This window comes from Vibrio sp. La 4.2.2, from assembly GCF_027586995.1.
GTDB classification, from domain to species: Bacteria; Pseudomonadota; Gammaproteobacteria; order Enterobacterales; family Vibrionaceae; genus Vibrio; species Vibrio mediterranei.
This window is the reverse complement of record NZ_JAPPTJ010000003.1, coordinates 98,577-113,044: the sequence shown is the minus strand read 5'-3', so window position 1 is coordinate 113,044 and position 14,468 is coordinate 98,577. Positions and strand designations below refer to the sequence as shown.

17 protein-coding genes are annotated in these 14,468 nt (G+C 43.5%); 11 read left to right on the top strand and 6 right to left on the bottom strand.

Annotated features, from left to right (window positions below):
* The 6 genes from infC (at nt 1) to OH456_RS06850 (ending at nt 3,069) form a co-directional block, all read left to right on the top strand.
* Complete coding sequence (infC, locus tag OH456_RS06875) at nt 1–552, top strand: translation initiation factor IF-3 (RefSeq protein ID WP_081411588.1); 552 nt, start codon at nt 1–3, stop codon at nt 550–552.
* A gap of 106 nt (nt 553–658) precedes the next feature.
* Nucleotides 659–853: a 50S ribosomal protein L35 gene (gene rpmI / locus OH456_RS06870; RefSeq protein WP_004401085.1), complete on the top strand. Its 195-nt coding sequence runs from the start codon at nt 659–661 to the stop codon at nt 851–853.
* Between the two features lie 41 nt (nt 854–894).
* Nucleotides 895–1,248, top strand: coding sequence for a 50S ribosomal protein L20 (gene rplT, locus OH456_RS06865; protein ID WP_004401084.1), 354 nt, complete (start codon nt 895–897; stop codon nt 1,246–1,248).
* A gap of 383 nt (nt 1,249–1,631) precedes the next feature.
* Nucleotides 1,632–1,895: a hypothetical protein gene (locus tag OH456_RS06860; protein ID WP_270033156.1), complete on the top strand. Its 264-nt coding sequence runs from the start codon at nt 1,632–1,634 to the stop codon at nt 1,893–1,895.
* Between the two features lie 27 nt (nt 1,896–1,922).
* A complete protein-coding gene (locus OH456_RS06855; protein ID WP_270033155.1) occupies nt 1,923–2,750 on the top strand; it encodes an HNH endonuclease in 828 nt (275 codons plus the stop codon).
* Nucleotides 2,722–3,069, top strand: coding sequence for a nucleotide pyrophosphohydrolase (locus OH456_RS06850; RefSeq protein WP_270033154.1), 348 nt, complete (start codon nt 2,722–2,724; stop codon nt 3,067–3,069). Before OH456_RS06855 ends, OH456_RS06850 begins: the two co-directional genes overlap by 29 nt.
* A gap of 321 nt (nt 3,070–3,390) precedes the next feature.
* Here the strand turns inward: OH456_RS06850 and OH456_RS06845 are convergent, their stop codons facing one another.
* From OH456_RS06845 to OH456_RS06820, 6 genes are all read right to left on the bottom strand, one after another.
* Nucleotides 3,391–4,359, bottom strand: coding sequence for a hypothetical protein (locus OH456_RS06845; RefSeq protein WP_270033153.1), 969 nt, complete (start codon nt 4,357–4,359; stop codon nt 3,391–3,393).
* Between the two features lie 533 nt (nt 4,360–4,892).
* On the bottom strand, nt 4,893–5,261 hold the full coding sequence (locus OH456_RS06840) for a hypothetical protein (RefSeq protein ID WP_270033152.1): 369 nt from the start codon (nt 5,259–5,261) through the stop codon (nt 4,893–4,895).
* Between the two features lie 369 nt (nt 5,262–5,630).
* Entirely contained in the window at nt 5,631–6,872 is a 1,242-nt protein-coding gene (locus OH456_RS06835; RefSeq protein ID WP_270033151.1) for an Arm DNA-binding domain-containing protein, read from the bottom strand.
* Nucleotides 6,869–7,096, bottom strand: coding sequence for an excisionase family protein (xisR, locus tag OH456_RS06830; protein ID WP_270033150.1), 228 nt, complete (start codon nt 7,094–7,096; stop codon nt 6,869–6,871). The genes OH456_RS06835 and xisR overlap by 4 nt, the downstream gene beginning before the upstream one ends.
* A gap of 391 nt (nt 7,097–7,487) precedes the next feature.
* A complete protein-coding gene (locus OH456_RS06825) occupies nt 7,488–7,727 on the bottom strand; it encodes a hypothetical protein (RefSeq protein ID WP_270033149.1) in 240 nt (79 codons plus the stop codon).
* Between the two features lie 205 nt (nt 7,728–7,932).
* Nucleotides 7,933–8,595 (bottom strand): LexA family protein, encoded by a 663-nt coding sequence (locus OH456_RS06820; RefSeq protein ID WP_270033148.1) that lies wholly within the window; start codon nt 8,593–8,595, stop codon nt 7,933–7,935.
* Nucleotides 8,596–8,934: 339 nt separating this feature from the next.
* On the opposite strand from OH456_RS06820, the gene OH456_RS06815 reads away from it, so the two are divergent.
* From OH456_RS06815 to OH456_RS06795, 5 genes are all read left to right on the top strand, one after another.
* Complete coding sequence (locus OH456_RS06815; protein ID WP_270033147.1) at nt 8,935–9,912, top strand: hypothetical protein; 978 nt, start codon at nt 8,935–8,937, stop codon at nt 9,910–9,912.
* 9 nt (nt 9,913–9,921) lie between these two features.
* Nucleotides 9,922–10,119: a hypothetical protein gene (locus OH456_RS06810; protein WP_270033146.1), complete on the top strand. Its 198-nt coding sequence runs from the start codon at nt 9,922–9,924 to the stop codon at nt 10,117–10,119.
* 470 nt (nt 10,120–10,589) lie between these two features.
* Complete coding sequence (locus tag OH456_RS06805) at nt 10,590–11,975, top strand: short-chain fatty acid transporter (protein WP_270033145.1); 1,386 nt, start codon at nt 10,590–10,592, stop codon at nt 11,973–11,975.
* Nucleotides 11,976–12,168: 193 nt separating this feature from the next.
* A complete protein-coding gene (locus tag OH456_RS06800) occupies nt 12,169–13,074 on the top strand; it encodes a DNA/RNA non-specific endonuclease (protein ID WP_270033144.1) in 906 nt (301 codons plus the stop codon).
* A 207-nt stretch (nt 13,075–13,281) separates the two neighbouring features.
* Nucleotides 13,282–14,406, top strand: a complete 1,125-nt coding sequence (locus OH456_RS06795) for a hypothetical protein (protein WP_270033143.1) — start codon at nt 13,282–13,284, stop codon at nt 14,404–14,406.
* Nucleotides 14,407–14,468 lie beyond the last annotated feature (62 nt).

The window sequence follows — 14,468 nt, the reverse complement described above, 5'->3', positions numbered from 1 at the left end:
ATTAAAGGCGGAAGACGTGGCCAACAACCGGCCAAACAAAACCAGCACCGTTTAAACGGTGAAATTCGTGGCGTTCGTGAAGTTCGTCTAACAGGTGCAGATGGTGAATCTGTTGGTGTCGTATCGATTCAAGAAGCACTAGATGCAGCTGCAGAAGCTGGTATGGATCTCGTAGAGATCAGCCCTAACGCCGAGCCACCAGTCTGTCGTGTGATGGACTACGGCAAGTTCCTCTTCGAGAAGAGCAAAGCTGCGAAAGAGCAGAAGAAGAAGCAAAAGCAGATTCAGATTAAGGAAGTAAAATTCCGTCCTGGAACTGATATTGGAGACTATCAGGTAAAACTACGCAACCTGACGCGTTTCCTAGAAGACGGCAACAAAGTGAAGGTAACAATTCGCTTCCGTGGCCGTGAAATGGCTCACCAAGACATTGGTGTCGACGTTCTAAATCGTCTGAAAGAAGATACTGTAGATTTAGCTGTAGTAGAATCTTTCCCGACTAGAATCGAAGGTCGCCAAATGATCATGGTATTGGCCCCTAAGAAGAAGTAATTAAAGGCTTTACAAGTAAGAAAACCCAGCTGTTTTCTGAACAGCTGGGTTTTGTTCGCCCTAATTACTATTGTTTAATCAACTCAACAATGCGGAGTTATTCATCATGCCTAAGATGAAAACCAACAAAGGTGCTGCTAAGCGTTTTAAGAAAACTGCTGGTGGTATTAAGTACAAGCACGCTACAAAACGTCACATTCTGACTAAGCGTACTACTAAGAACAAGCGTCAGCTTCGTCCAAATGCAATCCTTCCTAAGTGTGAAGTGGCTGCAGTTGTTCGTATGATGCCATACGCTTAATTCTTTTTAGTTTATCAATCGTTTAGTTTAGGAGAGACATAATGCCTCGCGTAAAACGTGGTGTACAAGCTCGTGCACGTCATAAGAAAGTTCTAAAACAAGCTAAAGGTTACTACGGTGCACGTTCACGTGTTTACCGCGTAGCTTTCCAAGCAGTTACTAAAGCTGGTCAATACGCTTACCGTGACCGTCGCAACAAGAAACGTCAATTCCGTCAACTGTGGATTGCACGTATCAACGCTGCATCTCGTCAAAATGGTCTATCTTACAGCCGTTTCATCAACGGTCTTAAGAAAGCATCTATCGAGATCGACCGTAAGATCCTTGCTGACATCGCGGTATTCGACAAAGCTGCATTCGCAGTTCTAGTTGAAAAAGCGAAAGCTGCTCTTTAATTAGCAGTTAGGTCTATGTAAAAGGGGAGCGAAAGCTCTCCTTTTTTGTATCTAAAGAATATTAGATAACGGACTTTTCACGCCACTCGCTCCTCGGTTAATGACGTGCCTGTATATTTGAGTCGTATCTAACCACCTCCGCTAATTCGTTGATTAATCGTTAACTAATCACCCTTCATAGGGGTATGGGACGTCAGTGGGACAACCCGTATCGTATCCTACTCTTATCTTTTCTATCGCCTTCCTCCTATCCCGGAATCGTGCAGTGGTTCACGAACAAAAATCACATCGTAAATGAATAAGGCTTGAGTTGTAGTGTCGGGAGTTGCACTATTAAATAGATCTCAATGAGGTGTCGTATTTTCAAACTTTGGAGCGAAGTTATGTGTTTGGACTTGCAGTGGTTTTCTGAATCAGAAAACCGACGTAAGGAAAGAGAACAGAATGGGATGTCGCTGAGCGAGGCGGAATCCTGCCTGCGTACATACAATTCGTCGATTTATCCTGTGGCAGTGGAAGCGGCTGAGCATATTCTCAGTTCTTGGTCGGAAGAGCGGAAGGCAATGTTGAACAAAGATGAGTTCGACATCTTCGTGAAAATTTGTGAGACGGAACTGTCTCAACACAATGCTAACGAGTATTCGTAATAAAGTCAGGAGTCGGTAGGTTAAGGTATGGACTGGATTATATATGTAGCTAAGGCCACAACCAGGAATTTCAAGATAGGCCTTGAGGAAGGGATTTGGGGCCACAAACAGGTCTTCTCTACGGTCAACACAGATAAGATTAAAAAAGGGGATATTCTATATTTTGTTCATCACCTGACCTTGATGAAAGATGAATTGGGTAAGTCCGTACCTGGCTTTCCAAGAGTTGGGGCAGAACACTATAATGGTTGGATTCAAACACTGGTCAAAGCTGAAGTAACACAGGACTTTTACATTGACCAGAATACCCGTGTTTGGCCAGATGATTTGTACCCGAATCGATATCGCTTCAAAGTGTTGGAAACCCATTTTAACATTCCGTTTGGACATGAGTTCTTTACCTCATCCTTTGTCGAAGCAGTCAGAGAGTCGACCTTGAGAAAAGGTCTAGCTATTGAGTTGAGCGGCAGTATGAGCGAAATTTACACGTCTACAGAGAACAATGACTTTGAAATATTCGAAGGCGCCCCTGTGTATAGGAGGCATGTTGTTCGTGAGCGAAATCCAGAAATCGTAAACAGAAAAAAAGCTCTAGTTAAAGCTCAATTGGGTAAATTGGTTTGCGAAGCATGTAACTTTGATTTTAAAGAGGTGTACGGAAGTCGGGGAGAAGACTACATTGAGTGTCACCATGAAAAACCCTTATCGGATGCAAAAGGGCAAACAACTCACGTGAATGACCTCGCGCTACTCTGTTCAAACTGCCATAAAATGATTCATCGTAGCCGACCTTGGATCACTGTCCCTAAACTCAAGGAGATTATTCATGAGCGAACTACAAGAGCTTCAGACTAAACTGGCGCAGTTTTCCTTAGATAGGGATTGGGACAAATTTCATTCCCCTAAAAACTTGGCCATGGCTCTAGCTGGTGAGGCAGGGGAGTTGTTAGAGATATTCCAATGGCTAACTGAGAAAGAAAGTAGTAATTTGAGTGAAGAGCAACGAGATGAAGTAGCTCAGGAGTTGGCGGATATTTTACTTTATCTGGTTCGAATCGCGGACAAAACTGGCATCGACCTGTTTAAGGCGTGTGAGCAGAAAATGCGCCTTAATGAAGAAAAATACCCAATATCAAAAGCCTATGGAGTTTCTACTAAATACAGTAAGCTCTGATTAGTTATTTGTAGTAGTTCATGCTCGACTTTATACATTCTCTGGTTAGTAACGACGAGATAGTACGATTGGCCTCTTGGTATCGTGACTTACAATTGGACATTTCTGTGTCAGTGAATCTGCTGATTTAGATATGTACGGATTACTTTGAGTAAGGCGAATCGTACCATAGTCGTTTGTTATATGATTTTTCGCGCAATGATATGACTTCCTCCTTATGTCATATAACACCTGCAATAAGGTACCCCAATCAGAACTAGCAAAGCACACTATACTCCATACCAAATCTGCCGAGTGTAATGGGTCACCTTGATTGCTTTGTTATAAATCAGAGTCACAGGTTTGAGATTTGACCTCAAGTCTACTACAAGAAAAGGAACCTACTTTCAAATCTAATTTTATAAGAATACAGTTATTGTTATCCGCTAATAAATTTTCGATTAAACTGATGAATTTCTGCTTACTCGATTTATTATCAGGCAAACTCCAATCTGCTATAGTTCCTGCGATATGATCTGGCAAACGATTCTGGGCATCGTACCACATCCCTCCTTCAGAACAGGTTGGTTGACCAACAACAATCTGACTATCACTACTATTTATTCCAGCTTTTTCACAAAAGCTATGATGATTTATATGAAAAAAATCATATGCAATTTCATTATATGACTCAATTATTTTATCGCGATCAGAAAACCACCCGATTATGCTTGCTTGCGCCTCTTTGGTTAAAAGATATGCTAAATAACTAGCAAGCATCGGTACCAACAAAACATCACGCAGTAGTTTCCTATTAGGTGACTTTTTATTCTGTTCATTTTTTAAGTAATTGAGCTTTTTAACGATTGAATCAAAATATTCACGATTAGAAGGTGTATTAATGGCCCAATCATTTAACATTGATTTTGTTACATCAATCGACTCATTGATGTAGTCGACTTCCTTCATCGAGCAATTTTTTGTCAGACCGCCTCTAGAACCCAGAATAAAACTTACATGGAAAAATCGATTTTGATTCAAATAATTAATGAATTCTGGATTAACTTTTCGAGTCTTTTTTATATCACGTGGCGCAAGTTCTCTAATCTTTTTTTTTAAAATCTCAGGATATTCATCGTATGGAACTATTGTAAACGACACCACATCATTTGGTTTATTTTTATCATGAAGGCAGTAATCACTGAATATCAAAAATTTTTTATAGCGACTATTGGCCCTAACATAGTCTTGGAAGCACCCCAATGATGACTTATTAAAGGTATCATCAAGTACCCCCATCACATATTCCATATTCACTCCTGAGTTATAATGCTTATTAGATGGAATCTTTCCGTGTTTTCATCCCATCTATCTTGCTGGTGTACATTATGAAACTCAACTGGTATCAATCGATTATGTGAATCGACGTATGGTGAGGGAGTAAACAACGGGAAAATCCCTTATAAGAGAACAAGGTACAGATTAGATTAACTTGGTCTATTGGTGCACTTCTCAGGTGTTCTGTTTGCAGGTTCTGTGAAGGTTTGGGGCACTTTTGAGTTACAAAGTGCCCGCTGTGATAGTTCTGGACAAACGTTGCTTACAGTAAAGGACTTAGTTAAGAAAGTGCAGGTAGCCTCAGTTATGGGAGAATGAGCTTGTTACAAGTGCGGTTTCGCCTTTTGCTTCATTCAAACTTCATATCACGATGAACAATTTTGCATCGGATGGCAGTTCTCGCTCGACTGAATACGTAGAATCTCCTACCTCCAAGATCAACGCATTGCTCGGTGCACACAAAAAAGGGTAGACATCACATCGACCCTCAAAGCAACTAATTTGCATTAGTCTGATTTCTTTTCCTTGATAGTGATTGTGCCGCCTTGACCTACATTTGCGATATCATCCATCTTAGAAATTGCTTTGTCGAAACCACTTGGCCCTTTGGCTTTTGCTTTGCCCATTTCAATAAAACCTTGGCATGATTCTTTGGAAAGGTTCCACGTACCGTCTTCCATTCTTCTATTTAGTTCAGCATCTAAAACTTTTGCGCTGTCGAAATCATTGATAGCTAAAGCATAACCAAACTCAAAGCAACCATCTTGAGCTGTCATGTTAATGACGTCTGCCTGAGTGATGTTGTGAGAGCTTGAGGAGCAAGCTGTTATTGTCAATGCTGCCGAAACCAATACCAGTAAGTGTTGTTTTTTCATTGTGTAGCCGTTCAAAAATAATTTTTGATAAGTTTACTCTTTTGATAATCACAAGTTGAAATTAGCTACTATTGGGGATTTTAATAGATATACTTTGACGAACTACCGTTGCTCTGTTGCTTCAGATTTTACTTATCCACAGTGACACGATCCTGCGTAGGTCTGTTTCATAAAGCCTCCAAAGAAAATTATGAGTTAACTGTGTTTTTGTCACGGTATCGGCATAAGATAAACTAGGTCAAATCTTGAGCACGAAAGCGTGATGTCACTATTGCCGAAACTCACAAAGGGGCAGAACCGATTTAGGGCAACTTGTCAGAGCTAGTCATATCGAGCAAAAGAAACTAATAGATTGATTGCAGACTAATTCTACCTATTGATATTAAACTGTTGATTTAAAAACGCGACTTGTTCGTTGGCATGGGATTCCATAAACCGACCATAAACACGCTCTAACATTCCTGTGCCAGTGTGGCCCATCTCTTCGGCAATAAAGGAAAGATTAGCTCCTCTAGTGATCAACCAGCATGCATAAGTATGCCTAGATTGATAGGAACAGCGGTGACGTATGTTCGATCTCTTTAAGGCTCGAGTCCACAATCGGTTATAAGTCGTAGTTTTATAGGTGATGCCGGTTGAAATTGAAGGAGAGCGGCTAACTGGGATGAAGACAAATCGGACCCGTTCTTCTCGCGTTTTGGCACTTCCTTTTAATTCGACCTGAATGGTTCTTAGCGGACTAAAAAGAGTAAGGGCTTGTTGAGCGCGAAGCGCTTTAACGGCTGGCTCTAATAAGTGTATCGTCCGAGTGGACTTTCTATTCTTGGGGTCTGTAAATTTACGTTCTACTGTGACGTTGCGACGTATATTGATCACTCCTTCATCTAAATTGATATCTTCCCATGCCAGAGCACATAGTTCGCCGGTTCGTATTCCAGTGTAGAGGGCGACGGTGAACATATTCCGTTGTTGCTCATTCTTCGTAGACCGAATGAGTGCTTCATACTCTTCGGGCTCCAGTGGGTCTGGTCCATCGCTTACCCCAGAAAGGTTGGTAACGTCTTTAAAAGGGTTGGTTGTCAAATAGCCTGACACCTTAGCGAGTTGGAAGACACGGCGAGCCAATTTCACTAAGTGGTTTATCGTCTTTGGGCTTCGAGGGCTCCGCTTTCTTGTCGGAGTCTTTATCAGATATTGCTGGAATCGAAGCGCGTCGATGTGAGTGATGTTCGTAATAAGCTTTTCAGCACCAAGAAATTTGATACACGCTTTAATCTGTGAGAGCAGTACATAATGACTTTGTGAAGACAACGTTGTTTGTTTCAACACGCTGTACTTATGAAACATTTGAGCAACAGTGAGGTGTAAACCAATTTGCTTTGGGGTTGCAAATAAGAGTGCTTTCTTGGACGTTGGGAACCGACTTAAATAGTCAAACGTCCCCAAGGTGATTTCAGAGATGATGACGGCTCTGAGTTGGGCGGCCTTCTTAATGTTAGCAGGTGTTACCTCCCAACCTTTTAGTGTTTCTCTGCAGCGATTTTCTTTGTAGCTAAAGCTAATTCGGATAGACTTGCCTCTAATCTCAATGCCTTCTGGTATCTTAATCAAGCAACGTCCTCCTTGGTTGAGAATTTATCGATCTCTAAACGATTGTACTTGTAGTTCCTGCCAGCTTTTCCATTCATAGAAGATGAACGTTTAAAATGAACGCCTTGAACCCAACGGTAACAACGATAGTTTTTGATCTCTCCGGAACTCATACCAGTAAGCTGAGTTAACAATTCTTCTTTTATCCACTCATTGGGTTGGATCAGGTATCTTTCATCGAACATACTGACATTCCTTTGTTCGGATATACGGCTAAATGGCTTCTTTGATTCATGCGTTTAAGAGACTGAGACTGTCGCTTCCATTTAGTTTAAGACATTTGGCGAAATTGCCTATCTGCGCCTTGATTTGTTCTCTGTGTCTTGTAAAGACAAGTTATGGAAGAGTAGGGCTTATCGTTAGGGAGCCTCATAGAACTTTATCGCGGCTTGGTGAGCAAATTGCTCCAAGAATTTTCTGGTATGAATTTTCTCCTTGCATGAAACAGAATACTCTTTACAAATACCGTACCCGTTTGAGTTGTTTTCCGTTTTTAGAAGCGTCACGGAAACGACTTCTCTCCAACAGGTGAAACTGTAGTAAGGGTTGCTGACGGTAACTTTGCCAAGGTGTGTATCAAGTGATAGTGACATCTTCGCCTCCGTACTTCGGTGGACGTTTGATAAAGTAGAGGCTCTTTTCTAAACAACTTTTAAAAACATTAGTCCTGTCATAGTTGCCGCTACGATAGTGTGTTAAGGCATACTCCACTGCTGGTGAAATGTGTCCATCTCGATAGCCCTTTTGAATTAGGTAGGTTTTGATGTTCCTCGCAATGAAAGCCTCTTGGCTACAAGGTGGTACTTGCTTCTCCATAAGTAATACTCCTCACAAGATCTATCATCCGGTTAAACAGTACTTCTTGATTCAACGAATTCTTCTGCTTCATATGAAATTCACAATATGTGAACAAAGTAAACATATTGTGAATGCAATGTCAACACGTATTGTGTAGATAAATCGAGAGCATTAAAAAAGCCGCCTTGCGGCAGCTGATAAAAATGATAGAAACTTTGTTTGATTAGAACAGGTTAAGTTTGGCGTCAATCACTGTTCCTACCAGTCTGCTATTGTCGTCCTGAATAAGAATAGGTTGGTAGTGAGTATTGAGAGGCATCAGAATTTTCTGCCCAGCATCAACAACCAGTTTTTTGAAAGTGACTTCCTTGACCCCCGACAATGTTGCTACCACAAAAGAGCCGCTCACTGATTGTCGCTCTGGATCCACCAATATTAAGGTATCTTCTGGAAAGCTCACTCCATTTGGTGACGTCATAGATTCGCCCCTAACTCTCAGCCAGAACGCTCGTTTGCTGGCACTCTCTGTAGTGGGGTGCCACTCAGTGAACTCGTCTTTAGAAGCTTCTTTGACCTCTAGCCATTCGTTAGCTTGTAACGCACTCAGTACTGGGAACGTACGGTGAAACTCGGTCGTACCATTTGAATTGGCAAAATCTGTCAACTCCATAAGCTCAGAGCTATCAAACAGAATTTCGTATGGTTTGACTTTTAATTGCCATGCGATGGTCTCAGCATCTTGAAGGCTGATGCTTCGAATTCCAGATTCATAGTTGCTGATACGTGATGCGCCCCATCCACATAATTTAGCGAGCTCAATTTGTCGCATATTCCGACTGAGTCTGAGTTTCTTTAAGCGTTGTCCGACTTCTTCGTTCTTGTTCATAATCGTATATTTCTCAATCACTTTGAATTTAGTCTATCACGGAGTGTGTATTTGTGTTGCACGATTAGTGAATTTCAACTTGATAATATTGCACGATATGTGTAGATTGTGGTTGGTTGTTAATTGGTCAATTGCATCTTGGGTGCGCCAATTGAGACAAGCCAAAAGTATCTTCAAGGGCAATTGGCTATTCGGTTAAAGAGAGCTTCATTTTGAAGCTCGGACATTAAGGTATGAACCTAGCGCACGAATTTGAAGACGCGCTGGAAATCGAAAGGGCTTTGGATAGCGGCAACTACCCAAAGCCCAAATGTGAAATCTCTCGCGAGGAAAATCACAATGAAAAGGATATCACTGAACAATCCACTTGAAAATAATCCGCTCTCTTCTCACGTAAAGCGTTTCGAGAGCGAAACTATGGCGAGGTTTGACTACGGACTCGCCAAGAACTCTGAGCAAAGTGCCAATGTGAGCATTGCGAAGCCTTACATTCGCTTTTGTAAGGGTAACTACGTTCAAGCGGTTGTTTTGTCACAGCTCATCTTTTGGTTTGGCAAGAAAAAACCAGGTGAGTGGTTGTACAAATCAAACCGTGAATTGTCGGAAGAGCTGTGTTTAACCCAAGAGCAGGTTCGTTATGCTGTGGCTCAACTGAAAAAGCGATTAGGGGCGGCGCTTCGCACTAAAGTGAAGCGAGCTAACAACATCCCCCAGAACCACTATTACTTTGACGAGCAGCGGTTAATTGAAACCATTCTCCCAGACGTGCCTGAGAAGAAGCCATCAACTGATAAGCGGTCAGTATCGGGAAAGCCTGCGACAACCTCAAATATTCGTCATGATGTCTACTTGGGAAAAAACCGAAGTAGAAAATCTCCCATATCTAAAATAGGCAGATTCCCATGTCAAATGAAACGGGAAATGTCCCAAACCATTAACAGATCCGAACCAGATCCGAACAGACAGATCCGAACTGCTGTTCCGAGCCATTTGCTCGAAACCGATGAAGAAAAACCAGCGATTACGCTGCCGCTTCGAGGAGGACGGAGGTTTTCTATGACGAAAACGGAGCTGTTAACTTGGAAGGTCCGATTTCCTGATGTGGATGTAAGTCGCCACCTCAAGGCGATGGCAGGTTGGTGTCATGACAACCCGACCCGTTGCAAGACGAAAGCCGGAATATCACGATTTATTGGGGGATGGCTTCGGAATGAGCAACGCCGTATGTCGGCTCGGCAGAGCCATTCAAATCAACTGAGTCCATCGGAAGAATTTAGACAGTATTTATACTCACAGGGGCGTGAAGTGGCCTTTTAAGGAAGTGCAATGAAAATGGGATCTTTTGAGTACGTGTTGGGTAAGGTTCATCGATTATGGACGCCGGAAGAGCTGTGTCGAGCGCTAAGGATACACGTGTGTGATTTGGCACGACTATGTCAGGAAGCCGACAAATCAGGGAAGGGCGTACATTTTGAAAGTAATGAGGCGACAAACCATAAAACCAAAATTCGCTGCGCTTTATGAATAGGAAAAGCCTACAACATTCACTTGGATTAACCAGTAGTTCTACGGGGTGTCTGAGCCAATGGGACGTTAGTGAGAGAAAAGAGCCAGCTACAAGACCGCAGCTGGCTATTAACCTGTGAACAAGACTTCGTTCACTAACAACGTCAGTTGGCTAGGTGACTCTGAGCTTATACAGAGTCTTTTTCACCGTATCATTTCCCTAATTGATTTCAAGGACGTTAGGGTAGAACTGTCGTTTCTGCAGCTTGAAGAGGTGCATTCCAACGCTTCCAGTAAGACGCATTCATTCTGAGTAACTGATACGTTGGTCTCACTTCTATTTCCTGTTTTTGCAAACCTACTTCCTGAAATTGGCGCTATTAAAGACTTCGTAAATGCGTTGCAATATTGTGTGAAATGTTAATTAAAGGTGAAGTAACACGCTTCATTGATTGGGACGGATTTTCCAAGGATCTAAGGAGATAGACATGTCTACCCAAACACTTTCACACAAACCGACCGGGGTCATGCAACGCTTTGCCTCGGCTTGTACCGCGCTTGTCCAGCGATTTTTGCCAGACCCATTTCTATTTGCCGCCATACTGACTTTTGTCGTTTTCCTTGTTGCTATGCCAGTCACGAAACAAAGCCCGCTACAAATGGTGGATGCTTTCGCTGGTGGCTTTTGGAAGTTGCTGGCGTTCAGTATGCAGATGGCGTTAGTTGTCGTCACTGGCCATGCGATGGCGTCTGCGCCAATTTTTCGTCGTGGTCTGAGTACATTGGCTCATTCGGTAAAAACACCGGGTCAAGCCATCTTACTTGTTACCACCGTTTCGGCCGTTGCTTGTTGGGTAAACTGGGGATTCGGCTTGGTCGTGGGCGCTATCTTTGCACGTGAACTCGCCATTCGTGTCAAGGGCGTAGACTACCGTTTGTTGATTGCGTCAGCGTATACTGGGTTCCTGTTCTGGCACGCAGGCTTATCGGGTTCGATCCCTCTCGCACTGGCTTCTGGCAGTAACCTTGAAGCCGTGACCGCAGGTGCTGTCTTGTCACCGGTGCCTGTCAGTGAGACGTTATTCGCGAGTATGAACTTGGTGATTATTGCAGCGTTGTTCTTTACACTCCCGCTCCTCAACCGTTCTATGCATCCAATGCCCAGTGAAGTGATTGCGATTACACCAACTGCCTTAGAGCATGACGTGCAGAAAACGGAAGAAGAGACAGCAGAATTGACGCCAGCGGCTAAGCTGGAAAACAGTGTGTGGGTAAGTCGCTTACTGGCTGCGTTGGGTTTTACCTATGTGATCAGCTATTTCTATGAAAATGGATTTGCACTCAACCTAAACATCGTGAACTTCATTTTTCTCTTCACCGCGATTCTACTGCATGGAACGCCTAAACGACTCATTGCCGCAGTCGCAGAAGGGACGCGCAACACCAGCGGGATTTTACTTCAGTTCCCATTTTACGCTGGCATTATGGGGATGATGGTAGCAAAAGGACCCGAAGGCAGTTCATTGGCAGGAGCGATGTCCGACTTTTTCGTCAACATTTCCAACCAGCAGACCTTTCCACTCTTTACGTTTATTAGTGCTGGGATTGTTAACTTCTTTGTTCCTTCTGGTGGAGGTCAATGGGCGGTACAAGCTCCAATTATGATGCCAGCAGGTGAAGCGTTGGGTGTGCCCGCGGCAAAAACAGCGATGGCCATTGCGTGGGGTGATGCGTGGACCAACATGATACAACCGTTTTGGGCCTTACCCGCACTGTCGATTGCTGGCTTGAGTGCCCGAGATATTATGGGTTTCTGCCTGGTCTCTCTCTTCGTGTCCGGGGCCATCATTGCAACGGGGCTATTGTTGTTCTGACAAACCTCAATACGTTGTTCGTGATGAGCAAACTGCTCTAACAGGCGTCTTTTGACGTTTTTATCGAGTTTGTGATCGCTATCCTAAACCAGTAAGAAGAATAAGTGCGTTGTTGACTATGCTGAGGAGTGGCAATGATGGGTTCACTCCCAGAATAGTCGAGGCACGTTTCACTTACTACGGAGGGCTAGCAATGCAGATGGGATATAGAAATGACTTTTTGGGCGCCGATTTTATCTTTGATTTACCAAGGATCACCGAAGAGCACCAAAGCAATATCGTGTATCCGATACAGGGTGGGGAGCCCGTATTGAGTTACCCCAATTTCTCGCTGGTGATGAATAAGCAAACGAGACAAGCGTTTTACTCAGCCGCGAATGCGGACTTCAATCGAAATCATGGTGAAGGCCGACGTTTCCGCGTAGATAGGCGGATCAAAGAGAAGTACCAACTGGACAATATCTACTATAAAGATCTCGAAGGTATCGAAAACCCATACGACCGAGGACACTTGACACGACGCGATGCGATTTCGTGGGGTGAGACACCCCGAGAAGCGAATAAAGCCAGCAAAGACTCTTGTTACTTCACCAATGTCTCTCTTCAACATAAAAACTTCAATCAAGATGAATGGGGCGCACTCGAAAAAGCCATTGAGCACAACACAAGCGATCTTGATAATAGATTCAATATCTTATGTGGCCCGATATTCACCGGAATCGACCGTATGGTCAGACCGTACTCTCATATGGAACCAGGTCTGGTACCTTCTGCTTACTGGAAGTTGATCACCTACATCGGTAAAGACAGTGGGGCACTTGAAACGAATGCGTTTATCGTTTTTCAAGACGACCAAGCGATACAAGCGATGGGACAGGTTAAAGGTAATAAGAATATCGAACCGTTCAAACAGTACCAAACTTCCACTACATTGATTGAGCAGCTTACGGGTCTGGAGTTCCCTGACGTCGCGTTCGATAGCAACCCTATGTTCTTCTTTGAAAGTGCGGAAACTCAACGACGCCAAATCACCACGCCTCAATTACATAATGTCTCAACGAGCAAGGGGCAAGATTGTGGTATTTGTTTTCATCAGTAAGTACTGGATGAGTGAGTAAGGGGCCAATGATGGCCCTTTTCTTTTTGCTTGTCTCTTGAATCTATCACGCTCCAACCCATCCCAACGTGATAAGGGTCCGCTTATTGGCACGATAAGCGGTGAAATGCTCGCCCATTTTTGAAGTGGCGATTTTATCTTCTATTATGCATCTGAGTTTATAATGGAAAATCAAACTAAAGAGGCAAAATGAAGATATGCAAACCGCTCATTTTAGTTCAGGGAACGTGTGAGGATAGAGCCTCGACGTGTAACATTACGGAACTGGATCGATTGGCTCGAGAGCATTGTTACAACTACAAATACATTGATGGCGTAGGAAGTAGCGGCCGAACTGTCAAAATGGGAACGTATTTCGATTCGCAGATCTTGGAACCGTATTACTTCGAGGGTGGGAGTGGAGGAATGGGCCTACTAGAGTATGCCTTAAGGATGGCCAAAGACGCTGCAACCGGCTACGGCTTGCGCTATATGGTCGACGAAATTAAAGAGTACATTCTCGAGGAGATTCACCCAACCGTTGCAGATCTGCTTGGTGTCACTATTTGTGGTTTTAGCCGTGGAGCGGTTGCCATTGCTCAAGCGCTTCAAGAGATTGAAATGGAACGCCCCTCACTCAAGATGGACGTGACCGTCATTTTACTTGATCCGGTGCCTGGACCGTTTCTTAATAAATCTTATCAGACTCCAGAGTGCGTCAAACATCTCTACTTGTACAAATCACGTGATGAGGGACGGCCAGGTTTTGGCGCCGCGGATATCCTCTTAAACCCGACTACCCATTTTGAAGGGTACATCGTGAATGGTGTCCACGGTGATATTGGGGGAAGTACACAAAGTAACACGTCAAAGCTTATCTTGGATGACGTGAAACAGATCATTGGTTTTAACAACTGTATGAGCTCGAGCGAGAGAATCACGTTAGCATTAGAGCAAGGGCTCAATGGGTATGATATCGGCTGGCCAAATTACTTCAGTCGCAGAGGGGACCGCTCACCTAGCAGTCATTGCTCTGATTTTGAACTACCTTATCAAAAAGTCGCGGATGAGTTTTTTCGCCGTGTTGATGTCAGCTTGATGGGTAAAGATATTTGGATGCAAAGCCCTTTTTCACCCCACCTTAGTAAACTCATTACGTATGATTATCATAAAGCGGAGCGGTTCTTTAAAGCGAACTCAACGCTGCAAGTTCGCTATCCTTCGGCGCTCCAGAAATGCAGTCAAAGCCGTCGGGTTAAATTGGTTCCGAGCTATATGCCAAAACTGTATGCCGCTGATATGTTTAAGCTGTTACTGCGGTACTTCCCTAAATAGTGCACTCTGACATCCTCCGGTTGCCATGTCGTTATCAGTCACGAGAGTGGCTACTGGAGTGG